This is a genomic window from Pseudomonas sp. FG86 (assembly GCF_057808775.1).
The window spans coordinates 52,465-63,149 of sequence record NZ_JBMDIS010000036.1 but is presented as its reverse complement, the minus strand read 5'-3'; the positions used below and the strand labels follow the sequence as shown (position 1 = coordinate 63,149).

10 protein-coding genes and 4 tRNA genes are annotated in these 10,685 nt (G+C 54.7%); all 14 read left to right on the top strand.

What is annotated here, in order from left to right:
• Nucleotides 1–163: 163 nt before the first annotated feature.
• Complete coding sequence (gene birA / locus ACODSV_RS21475) at nucleotides 164–1,123, top strand: bifunctional biotin--[acetyl-CoA-carboxylase] ligase/biotin operon repressor BirA (protein WP_069077105.1); 960 nt, start codon at nucleotides 164–166, stop codon at nucleotides 1,121–1,123.
• Nucleotides 1,113–1,862 (top strand): pantothenate kinase, encoded by a 750-nt coding sequence (locus tag ACODSV_RS21470; protein ID WP_150053886.1) that lies wholly within the window; start codon nucleotides 1,113–1,115, stop codon nucleotides 1,860–1,862. The genes birA and ACODSV_RS21470 overlap by 11 nt, the downstream gene beginning before the upstream one ends.
• Before the next feature lie 7 nt (nucleotides 1,863–1,869).
• A complete protein-coding gene (locus ACODSV_RS21465) occupies nucleotides 1,870–2,316 on the top strand; it encodes a hypothetical protein (protein ID WP_024077683.1) in 447 nt (148 codons plus the stop codon).
• Between the two features lie 142 nt (nucleotides 2,317–2,458).
• Nucleotides 2,459–2,543 (top strand) — tRNA-Tyr (locus ACODSV_RS21460).
• A 24-nt stretch (nucleotides 2,544–2,567) separates the two neighbouring features.
• A tRNA-Gly gene (locus tag ACODSV_RS21455) sits at nucleotides 2,568–2,641 on the top strand.
• A gap of 26 nt (nucleotides 2,642–2,667) precedes the next feature.
• Nucleotides 2,668–2,743: transfer RNA gene (locus ACODSV_RS21450), tRNA-Thr, on the top strand.
• 167 nt (nucleotides 2,744–2,910) lie between these two features.
• Nucleotides 2,911–2,986, top strand: a tRNA-Trp gene (locus ACODSV_RS21445).
• 45 nt (nucleotides 2,987–3,031) lie between these two features.
• Nucleotides 3,032–3,400, top strand: coding sequence for a preprotein translocase subunit SecE (gene secE, locus ACODSV_RS21440; protein WP_003194658.1), 369 nt, complete (start codon nucleotides 3,032–3,034; stop codon nucleotides 3,398–3,400).
• A 9-nt stretch (nucleotides 3,401–3,409) separates the two neighbouring features.
• Nucleotides 3,410–3,943 (top strand): transcription termination/antitermination protein NusG, encoded by a 534-nt coding sequence (nusG, locus tag ACODSV_RS21435; protein WP_003176436.1) that lies wholly within the window; start codon nucleotides 3,410–3,412, stop codon nucleotides 3,941–3,943.
• A 116-nt stretch (nucleotides 3,944–4,059) separates the two neighbouring features.
• Nucleotides 4,060–4,491, top strand: coding sequence for a 50S ribosomal protein L11 (gene rplK / locus ACODSV_RS21430; protein WP_003176435.1), 432 nt, complete (start codon nucleotides 4,060–4,062; stop codon nucleotides 4,489–4,491).
• Nucleotides 4,491–5,186 carry a 50S ribosomal protein L1 gene (gene rplA / locus ACODSV_RS21425; RefSeq protein WP_003232403.1) on the top strand — a complete coding sequence of 232 codons (696 nt, stop codon included), beginning with the start codon at nucleotides 4,491–4,493 and terminating at the stop codon, nucleotides 5,184–5,186. Before rplK ends, rplA begins: the two co-directional genes overlap by 1 nt.
• Before the next feature lie 198 nt (nucleotides 5,187–5,384).
• Nucleotides 5,385–5,885, top strand: a complete 501-nt coding sequence (gene rplJ / locus ACODSV_RS21420) for a 50S ribosomal protein L10 (protein WP_024077682.1) — start codon at nucleotides 5,385–5,387, stop codon at nucleotides 5,883–5,885.
• A 78-nt stretch (nucleotides 5,886–5,963) separates the two neighbouring features.
• On the top strand, nucleotides 5,964–6,329 hold the full coding sequence (gene rplL / locus ACODSV_RS21415) for a 50S ribosomal protein L7/L12 (RefSeq protein WP_024077681.1): 366 nt from the start codon (nucleotides 5,964–5,966) through the stop codon (nucleotides 6,327–6,329).
• A gap of 220 nt (nucleotides 6,330–6,549) precedes the next feature.
• Complete coding sequence (rpoB, locus tag ACODSV_RS21410; RefSeq protein WP_024077680.1) at nucleotides 6,550–10,623, top strand: DNA-directed RNA polymerase subunit beta; 4,074 nt, start codon at nucleotides 6,550–6,552, stop codon at nucleotides 10,621–10,623.
• Nucleotides 10,624–10,685 lie beyond the last annotated feature (62 nt).

The window sequence follows — 10,685 nt, the reverse complement described above, 5'->3', positions numbered from 1 at the left end:
CCGAAACCCCATTTGCGAAAGCAGATGGGGTTTTGTTTTGGGCGGTCGAAAAGCGTTGAATGGTTTATCGCTGCTCCCTTCAGTTCAGTCCTGTGTCCGGCCTTTCTATGCAATGACCTTACGCATGGCTATCATGCGTGCCTCATTGTGAGGCGATACTTGCATGCTGACGTTGTTGAAACTACTGAAAGATGGTCGATTCCATTCTGGAGAGGCGCTAGGTGCTGCCCTTGGTATCAGCCGCAGCGCTGTGTGGAAGCAGCTCCAGCATCTCGAGGCCGAGTTAAATCTACCTATTCATAAAGTCCGCGGTCGTGGGTATCAGTTGGCTTCGCCTTTGGTATTTTTGAATGCTGAAGATATCGTTCTGCATGCGGCCTCTTTGCCTTGGCCTGTCCATATTTTCGATTCCATTGACTCTACGAATGCTGAGGCCTTGCGCCTTGTTGAGGCGAACTGCGCGGCACCTTTTATAGTGCTTGCGGAGCAGCAAACAGCAGGTAGGGGAAGGCGAGGTCGTAAGTGGGTTAGTCCGTTTGCGCAAAATATTTATTACAGTGTTGTGTTGCGTATTGAAGGTGGTCTGCGGCAGTTGGAGGGGCTGAGTCTCGTTGTAGGGTTGGCGGTCATGCAGGCTTTGCGTGACGCTGGCGTACAGGGCGCAGCCTTGAAGTGGCCGAATGACGTCTTGGTTGGACAGAAAAAAATTGCCGGCATCTTGCTCGAGTTGGTGGGGGATCCTGCTGATATCTGTCACGTCGTCCTGGGGATAGGCATCAATGTGAATATGCAGAAGGCCGTTGATGTCGATCAGCAATGGACTTCGGTGCAGCTCGAAACGGGTATTCCGATTAATCGTAATTATCTGGTGGCTCAACTGAGTCTGAGGCTGCAAGGCTATTTGCATAAACATATGACTCTTGGTTTTGCTGGGCTCCAGGAGGAGTGGGAGCAGAATCATGCGTGGCAAGGAAGAGCTGTGTCGCTGATCGCCGGTGTCAATCGAATCGAAGGCGTGGTATTAGGCGTCGACCACCAGGGTGCGTTGCGTTTGAGTGTTGATGGCGCTGAGAAAATCTATAGCGGTGGTGAGCTAAGCCTGAGGTTGCGTGATGATTCTTGAACTCGACTGTGGGAATAGCTTTATCAAGTGGCGCGTACTTGATGTGAATAAGGTGGGTGCCTCTGCAGAGGGGGTTGTTGGTTCGGATGTCGCGTTGATTGAGACGCTGGAAGCGCTTCCAGGGTTGTTGCTGACACGCTGTCGAATGGTGAGTGTACGGGCCCCAGAGGAAACCAATAAGCTGATAGCGGCGCTGGAGGAGGCATTCGGCGTTACCGTATGCTGCGCTGTTTCTTCGCGAGAGATGGCTGGAGTGCGCAATGGTTACGAAGATTTCGAGCGTCTCGGGCTTGATCGTTGGTTGGCTATGCTGGGGGGATTCAAATTAGCAGATGGCCCTTGCCTGGTTCTGGACTTTGGTACTGCGGCTACCGCAGATTTTATCGCTGCGGATGGTGAGCATCTAGGTGGTTTCATTTGCCCGGGCATGCCGCTCATGCGCAACCAGTTGCGTACCCATACCCGCAAGATACGTTACGACGATGCCGCAGCTGAGAGGGCGCTTGAGCGGCTCTCTCCAGGGCGCACGACCGTAGAGGCGGTTGAGCGTGGCTGTACGTTGATGATCAGAGGGTTTGTGCTGACGCAGTTGGAGTTGGCTCGAGCTTATTGGGGTGATGATTTCACTGTGTTTCTCACTGGGGGGGATGCCGACCTGGTCTGGGATGCCGTGCCGCAGGCTCGACTCGTTCCGGACCTGGTGTTTGTCGGCCTTGCAATGGCATGTCCTTTATCCTGAGGTGTTTATGCGTTGGCTGTTTTTGCTATTGCTCGTACTCAATGCTTTCTATTACGTCTGGCATCAGCAGGAGGCTCCTTTGCGCGCAAAGGATGTCACGCCTTTGAGTCTCTACCGAGGCTCGCAGCAAGATATTCGACTACTGAGTGAGTCCGCTGATGCGATGGTCCGGCGTGACCGGGCAAAGACGCCGGATGCACAAAATACCTGTTTATACATAGGCGGTTTTTCTGATCTGCATCAGGCTCAGACTCTCGAGCAGCGTCTGACGAGTCTGGATATAAAGGTCAAGGTTCAATTGTTGAGCGCTTCTGACGCCTCAGGCTATTGGCTTCGGGTGGCCCCTGAGAGTCGTCGCCTGGCTGACGATCTGCCGTTTGAAAACCTTGCTAAGGAATTCAATGAGTTAAAACATAAAATAATGCTGTGCGAAGGCATTGCAACTAGCGAATAGTTTGCATAGAATGGCGCCCGCTTCGCAGTGAAGACCTTTTAGGTCAACAGGGTGAAGCGAACGTCAACGCAGCTAACCTCATATTTTTACTGAGAAAATGCTTGACAGAAGGTCGGCGTAATGTAAAATGCCGGCTCGCTTAGGAGGGGTTCCCGAGCGGCCAAAGGGATCAGACTGTAAATCTGACGTCTACGACTTCGAAGGTTCGAATCCTTCCCCCTCCACCATTTTTAGCGTGAGCTGCAAGCTCCGCGGGTATAGTTTAGTGGTAGAACCTCAGCCTTCCAAGCTGATGATGCGGGTTCGATTCCCGCTACCCGCTCCAAGTTTGCAGGTTGTGCAAGGTGTTTCGCTCTTGTAGCTCAGTTGGTAGAGCACACCCTTGGTAAGGGTGAGGTCAGCGGTTCAAATCCGCTCAAGAGCTCCATATAACAAGGCAGATATGAAAATATCTGCCTTTGTTTTAATGGCTGCCTCGGCTTGATGGCGTCTGGCCTGACCTGGTTTGGTTTTCTTGGTCATTTCAAGTCTCTTGGGGTTGGTTGTTGTAAAGTCTTTTTCAGGCCTGCATAATGGTCGGCCTGATTTTGTTTTAGGTCAGTAGCTCAATTGGCAGAGCGACGGTCTCCAAAACCGTAGGTTGGGGGTTCGATTCCCTCCTGACCTGCCAGATTCACGTGGTGTGTCTGGCTTTCTTTTCACAGGATCTTCATAGATGACTCCTAAGGCTGAAGCTCAAAGCTCTCGTTTCGATCTGGTCAAGTGGCTTGCTGTAGTCGCATTGGTGGTCGTAGGCGTTGTTGGCAATCAGTACTATTCTGCTTCGCCGATCCTGTACCGCGTACTCGCTTTGCTCGCCCTTGCTGCTGTAGCTGCCTTTGTAGGCCTGCAGACTGCCAAAGGCAAGTCTTTCGCGGTCCTGGTAAAGGAAGCTCGCACCGAAATTCGTAAAGTCGTTTGGCCGACTCGCCAAGAAACCACGCAGACCACGTTGATTGTTGTGGCTGTTGTTCTGGTTATGGCGTTGCTGTTGTGGGGGCTTGATTCCCTGCTCGGCTGGCTTGTTTCCTTGATTGTTGGCTAAGGGTGTCCCGTGGCTAAGCGTTGGTACGTTGTGCATGCTTACTCGGGTTACGAGAAGCATGTTATGCGCTCTTTGCTGGAGCGCGTAAAGCTGGCAGGCATGGAAGATGGCTTCGGCGAAATTCTGGTTCCCACTGAAGAAGTGGTTGAAATGCGGAATGGCCAGAAGCGCAAGAGTGAGCGCAAGTTCTTCCCTGGCTACGTGCTGGTTCAGATGGACATGAATGAAGGTACTTGGCACTTGGTCAAGGATACCCCTCGTGTCATGGGCTTTATTGGTGGTACTGCTGATAAGCCTGCTCCGATCACCGACAAAGAGGCAGAAGCGATTCTGCGTCGTGTTGCTGACGGTAGCGACAAGCCCAAGCCGAAGACATTGTTCGAGCCGGGCGAGGTTGTTCGTGTCACCGATGGTCCGTTTGCTGATTTCAACGGTACTGTCGAAGAAGTTAACTACGAAAAGAGCCGGATCCAAGTGGCGGTGCTCATTTTCGGACGCTCTACTCCGGTAGAGTTGGAGTTCAGTCAGGTCGAAAAGGTCTAGCTGAGCAATCATCCCAACCCCGCAGCCTAGGCTGTGGGGTTTTGTCGTCACTGGGATAAACGCGCAAGTAACCGGGGAGCCTTTCGAGGCGTTCGAACCCGTAATTGGAGTGCCTCATGGCCAAGAAGATTACCGCTTACATCAAGCTGCAAGTGAAGGCCGCTCAGGCCAACCCTAGCCCACCCGTCGGTCCTGCTCTGGGTCAGCACGGCGTGAACATCATGGAATTCTGCAAGGCCTTCAACGCCCGTACTCAGGGTCTTGAGCCAGGTCTGCCGACTCCAGTGATCATCACTGTATACAGCGACCGTAGCTTCACCTTCGAAACCAAGTCGACCCCGGCTTCGGTTCTGTTGAAGAAAGCTGCTGGTCTGACTAGCGGTTCCGCTCGTCCGAACACCGTTAAGGTTGGCACCGTGACTCGTGCTCAGCTGGAAGAAATCGCGAAAACCAAAAACGCGGATCTGACAGCAGCTGATATGGATGCAGCCGTGCGTACCATCGCCGGTTCTGCTCGTAGCATGGGCCTTAACGTGGAGGGTGTGTAATGGCTAAGCTGACCAAGCGCCAAAAGGCTATCGCCGGCAAAATCGAAGCAGGCAAGGCCTACAACTTTGTAGACGCTGCTGCCCTGCTGACCGAGCTGTCGACTGTAAAGTTCAGCGAGTCTGTTGACGTTGCTGTGAACCTGGGTGTTGACCCACGTAAATCCGACCAGGTCGTTCGTAGCGCAACTGTGCTGCCACACGGTACTGGCAAGACTGTACGTGTAGCTGTCTTCACCCAAGGTCCGGCAGCTGAAGCTGCTCTGGCCGCTGGTGCCGATCGCGTTGGCATGGATGACCTGGCCGCCGAAATGAAAGGCGGCGACCTGAACTATGACGTCGTTATTGCCTCCCCGGATGCAATGCGCGTTGTAGGTCAGCTGGGTCAGATCCTCGGTCCACGTGGTCTGATGCCTAACCCTAAAGTCGGCACTGTAACGCCAGACGTAGCTACCGCGGTTAAAAACGCCAAGGCTGGTCAGGTTCGTTATCGCACCGACAAAAACGGCATCATTCACACCTCCGTTGGCAAAGTCGGTTTTGATGCCGTCAAGCTGAAGGAAAACGTTGAAGCCCTGATCGCTGATCTGAAGCGTATCAAGCCAGCTTCTTCGAAAGGTATCTACGTCAAGCGCGTTACCCTGAGCACAACTATGGGCCCAGGTCTGGTCATCGACCAAGGCTCGCTGGACGTATAAGACATAAATTGGCGCGAGAGATCGTGCCAATTGAAAAATTGGGGTCCCTGCCTGGCGGGGGCTATCCAAGACCGTAGGCGACGCAAGTCTTAAACCTCAAGCCTACGCAGATGGTGCTCCCGGTTCCTTACCGAATCAGACACCAAAACGACATCCGGCTCCGGCCAGATGAAACGGTAACAAGCAGGAGTTAAACCCGTGGCAATTAATCTCGAAGACAAGAAGGCCATCGTCGCTGAAGTCAACGAGGCTGCCAAAGCTGCTCTGTCCGCTGTCGTGGCTGATGCCCGTGGTGTGACAGTAGGCGCTATGACCGGACTCCGTAAAGAGGCTCGTGAAGCTGGTGTATACGTACGTGTTGTACGTAACACCCTGCTCAAGCGCGCAGTTGCTGACACTGAATACAGTGTTCTCAACGACGTGTTCACCGGCCCGACTCTGATTGCGTTCTCCAAAGAGCATCCAGGCGCTGCTGCCCGTTTGTTCAAAGAGTTCGCCAAGAGTCAGGAAAAGTTCGAGATCAAGGCAGCTGCGTTCGAGGGCAAGTTCCTCGCAGCTAACCAAATCGACGTACTGGCAACACTGCCGACCCGCAACGAAGCTATTTCGCAGTTGATGAGCGTGATTCAAGGCGCCACCAGCAAGCTGGCTCGTACTCTGGCTGCAGTTCGCGAGCAAAAAGAAGCTGCCGCAGCCTAAGGCTGAGCATTTTCTCTCGCGTATTTTTGTTTATTTCGATGGCCGCGTAGGCCGTCCCCCAATTCAGGAAATACAGTAATGTCTATCTCCCAAGAAGATATCCTCAACGCCGTAGCTGAAATGTCGGTTCTGCAGGTTGTTGAGCTGATCAAAGCTTTCGAAGAAAAATTCGGCGTTTCCGCAGCTGCTGCTTCCGCTGGTCCAGCTGTTGCTGCTGTCGCTGCTGAAGAGCAAACCGAATTCAACGTCATGCTGCTGGAAGCTGGCGAGAAGAAAGTAAACGTGATCAAGGCAGTTCGTGAACTGACCGGTCTGGGCCTGAAAGAAGCCAAGGCTGTAGTTGACGGCGCTCCTGCAATGGTTCTGGAAGCTGTTGCTAAAGACGCAGCTGACAAAGCCAAAGCAGCACTGGAAGAAGCAGGCGCTAAAGTCGAGCTGAAGTAAGCATCGACCTTGCGTCTCCAGCCCAAGCGTTAAGCTGAAGGCTGATGGCTGGTGGCTCTTGCCACCGGCCTTTTTCCGTTCTTGGCTGTCGACTCGGTCGCCGCCATTAACGCGCTGTAGCCACCCGAAGCGGTGGTGCAAACCATGGGGTTTGCAAGATTTTCTGGCTGCTCCCGTCGGGAGGGGCCAAACAAGCAGGTGACCAAGCTGGGGAACGCTGATGGCTTACTCATATACTGAGAAAAAACGTATCCGCAAGGACTTTAGCAAGTTGCCGGACGTCATGGATGTCCCGTACCTTCTGGCTATCCAGCTGGATTCGTATCGTGAATTCTTGCAGGCGGGAGCGACCAAAGATCAGTTCCGCGACGTGGGCCTGCATGCGGCCTTCAAATCCGTTTTCCCGATCATCAGCTACTCCGGCAATGCTGCGCTGGAGTACGTGGGTTATCGCCTGGGCGAACCGGCATTTGATGTCAAAGAATGCGTGTTGCGCGGTGTTACGTACGCCGTACCTTTGCGGGTAAAAGTCCGTCTGATCATTTTCGACAAAGAATCGTCGAACAAAGCGATCAAGGACATCAAAGAGCAAGAAGTCTACATGGGCGAAATCCCATTGATGACTGAAAACGGTACCTTCGTTATCAACGGTACCGAGCGTGTTATCGTTTCCCAGCTGCACCGTTCTCCGGGCGTGTTCTTCGACCACGACCGCGGCAAGACGCACAGCTCCGGCAAACTCCTGTACTCCGCGCGTATCATTCCGTACCGCGGTTCGTGGTTGGACTTCGAGTTCGACCCGAAAGACTGCGTGTTCGTGCGTATCGACCGTCGTCGCAAGCTGCCAGCCTCGGTATTGCTGCGCGCGCTTGGCTACACCACTGAGCAAGTGCTGGACGCTTTCTACACCACCAACGTATTCAGCCTGAAGGATGAAACCCTCAGCCTGGAGCTGATTGCTTCGCGTCTGCGTGGTGAAATTGCTGTTCTGGACATCCAGGATGAAAAGGGCAAGGTCATTGTTGAGGCTGGCCGTCGTATTACTGCGCGCCACATCAACCAGATCGAAAAAGCCGGTATCAAGTCGCTGGACGTGCCTTTGGACTACGTCCTGGGTCGCACGACCGCCAAGGTCATCGTTCACCCGGCCACAGGCGAGATCCTGGCTGAGTGCAACACTGAGCTGAACACCGAAATCCTGGCAAAAATCGCCAAGGCCCAGGTCGTTCGCATCGAGACTTTGTACACCAACGATATCGACTGCGGCCCGTTCGTTTCCGACACCCTGAAGATCGACTCCACCAGCAACCAATTGGAAGCGCTGGTCGAGATCTATCGCATGATGCGTCCTGGCGAGCCACCAACCAAAGACGCTGCCGAAACCCTGTTCAACAACCTGTTCTTCAGCCCTGAGCGCTATGACCTGTCTGCGGTCGGCCGGATGAAGTTCAACCGTCGTATCGGTCGCACCGAAATCGAAGGTTCGGGCGTGCTGTGCAAGGAAGACATCGTTGCGGTCCTGAAGACTCTGGTCGACATCCGTAACGGTAAGGGCATCGTTGATGACATCGACCACCTGGGTAACCGTCGTGTTCGCTGCGTAGGCGAAATGGCCGAGAACCAGTTCCGCGTTGGCCTGGTGCGTGTTGAGCGTGCGGTCAAAGAGCGTCTGTCGATGGCTGAAAGCGAAGGCCTGATGCCGCAAGACCTGATCAACGCCAAGCCAGTGGCTGCGGCGGTGAAAGAGTTCTTCGGTTCCAGCCAGCTCTCGCAGTTCATGGACCAGAACAACCCGCTCTCCGAGATCACCCACAAGCGCCGTGTTTCCGCACTGGGCCCGGGCGGTCTGACCCGTGAGCGTGCAGGTTTTGAAGTTCGTGACGTACACCCGACTCACTATGGTCGTGTATGCCCGATCGAAACGCCGGAAGGTCCGAACATCGGCCTGATCAACTCCCTGGCAGCCTATGCGCGCACCAACCAGTACGGTTTCCTTGAAAGCCCGTACCGCGTGGTGAAAGACGCCCTGGTCACCGACGAGATCGTATTCCTGTCGGCCATCGAAGAAGCTGATCACGTGATCGCTCAGGCTTCGGCCACGATGAACGACAAGAAAGTACTGATTGACGAGTTGGTAGCTGTTCGTCACTTGAACGAGTTCACCGTCAAGGCGCCGGAAGACGTCACCTTGATGGACGTATCGCCGAAGCAGGTAGTCTCGGTTGCTGCGTCGCTGATCCCGTTCCTGGAGCACGATGACGCCAACCGTGCGTTGATGGGTTCTAACATGCAGCGTCAAGCTGTACCTACACTGCGTGCCGACAAGCCGCTGGTGGGTACCGGCATGGAGCGTAACGTAGCTCGTGACTCCGGCGTTTGCGTCGTGGCTCGTCGTGGCGGCGTGATCGACTCCGTTGATGCCAGCCGTATCGTGGTTCGTGTTGCTGATGACGAAGTTGAAACTGGCGAAGCCGGTGTCGACATCTACAACCTGACCAAATACACCCGCTCGAACCAGAACACCTGCATCAACCAGCGTCCGCTGGTGCGTAAGGGTGATCGCGTTCAGCGTAGCGACATCATGGCCGACGGCCCGTCCACCGACATGGGTGAACTGGCGCTGGGCCAGAACATGCGCATTGCGTTCATGGCATGGAACGGCTTCAACTTCGAAGACTCCATCTGCCTGTCCGAGCGTGTTGTTCAAGAAGACCGCTTCACCACGATCCACATCCAGGAACTGACCTGTGTGGCGCGTGATACCAAGCTTGGGCCAGAGGAAATCACTGCAGACATCCCGAACGTGGGTGAAGCTGCACTGAACAAACTGGACGAAGCCGGTATCGTTTATGTAGGTGCTGAAGTTGGCGCGGGCGACATCCTGGTTGGTAAGGTCACTCCGAAAGGCGAGACCCAACTGACTCCGGAAGAGAAGCTGTTGCGTGCCATCTTCGGTGAAAAAGCCAGCGACGTTAAAGACACTTCCCTGCGCGTACCGACCGGTACCAAGGGTACTGTCATCGACGTACAGGTCTTCACCCGTGACGGCGTTGAGCGTGATGCTCGTGCACTGTCCATCGAGAAGACCCAGCTCGACGAGATCCGCAAGGACCTGAACGAAGAGTTTCGTATCGTTGAAGGCGCAACCTTCGAGCGTCTGCGTTCCGCCCTGGTAGGTCACAAGGCTGAAGGTGGTGCGGGCCTTAAGAAAGGTCAGGACATCACCGACGAAGTGCTCGACGGTCTTGAGCACGGCCAGTGGTTCAAACTGCGCATGGCTGAAGATGCTCTGAACGAGCAGCTCGAGAAGGCCCAGGCCTATATCGTTGATCGCCGCCGTCTGCTGGACGACAAGTTCGAAGACAAGAAGCGCAAACTGCAGCAGGGCGATGACCTGGCTCCAGGTGTGCTGAAAATCGTCAAGGTTTACCTGGCAATCCGTCGTCGCATCCAGCCGGGCGACAAGATGGCCGGTCGTCACGGTAACAAGGGTGTGGTCTCCGTGATCATGCCGGTTGAAGACATGCCGCACGATGCCAATGGCACCCCGGTCGACGTCGTCCTCAACCCGTTGGGCGTACCATCGCGTATGAACGTTGGTCAGATCCTCGAAACCCACCTGGGCCTCGCGGCTAAAGGCCTGGGTGAGAAGATCAACCGTATGATCGAAGAGCAGCGCAAGGTTGCTGACCTGCGTAAGTTCCTGCACGAGATCTACAACGAGATCGGCGGTCGCAAAGAAGAGCTGGACACTTTCTCCGACCAGGAAATCCTGGATCTGGCGAAAAACCTGCGCGGCGGCGTTCCAATGGCTACCCCGGTGTTCGATGGTGCCAAGGAAAGCGAAATCAAGGCCATGCTCAAGCTGGCAGACCTGCCAGAAAGCGGCCAGATGCAGCTGTTCGACGGCCGTACCGGCAACAAGTTTGAACGCCCGGTTACTGTTGGCTACATGTACATGCTGAAGCTGAACCACTTGGTAGACGACAAGATGCACGCTCGTTCTACCGGTTCGTACAGCCTGGTTACCCAGCAGCCGCTGGGTGGTAAGGCTCAGTTCGGTGGTCAGCGTTTCGGGGAGATGGAGGTCTGGGCACTGGAGGCATACGGTGCTGCTTACACTCTGCAAGAAATGCTCACAGTGAAGTCGGACGATGTGAACGGTCGGACCAAGATGTACAAAAACATCGTGGACGGCGATCACCGTATGGAGCCGGGCATGCCCGAGTCCTTCAACGTGTTGATCAAAGAAATTCGTTCCCTCGGCATCGATATCGATCTGGAAACCGAATAACACGTGACGCGAATCGAGAGCGGGGTTGTTTAGCCCGCTCTCTGCTCCGCCAGGAGGAAAGG

What these genes read in the sequence shown, in the direction of transcription:
- birA (WP_069077105.1), top strand. Translation starts at nt 164, where the DNA reads ATGCTGACGTTGTTGAAACTACTGAAAGATGGTCGATTCCATTCTGGA.
- ACODSV_RS21470 (WP_150053886.1), top strand. Translation starts at nt 1,113, where the DNA reads ATGATTCTTGAACTCGACTGTGGGAATAGCTTTATCAAGTGGCGCGTA.
- ACODSV_RS21465 (WP_024077683.1), top strand. Translation starts at nt 1,870, where the DNA reads ATGCGTTGGCTGTTTTTGCTATTGCTCGTACTCAATGCTTTCTATTAC.
- secE (WP_003194658.1), top strand. Translation starts at nt 3,032, where the DNA reads ATGACTCCTAAGGCTGAAGCTCAAAGCTCTCGTTTCGATCTGGTCAAG.
- rplK (WP_003176435.1), top strand. Translation starts at nt 4,060, where the DNA reads ATGGCCAAGAAGATTACCGCTTACATCAAGCTGCAAGTGAAGGCCGCT.
- rplA (WP_003232403.1), top strand. Translation starts at nt 4,491, where the DNA reads ATGGCTAAGCTGACCAAGCGCCAAAAGGCTATCGCCGGCAAAATCGAA.
- rplL (WP_024077681.1), top strand. Translation starts at nt 5,964, where the DNA reads ATGTCTATCTCCCAAGAAGATATCCTCAACGCCGTAGCTGAAATGTCG.
- rpoB (WP_024077680.1), top strand. Translation starts at nt 6,550, where the DNA reads ATGGCTTACTCATATACTGAGAAAAAACGTATCCGCAAGGACTTTAGC.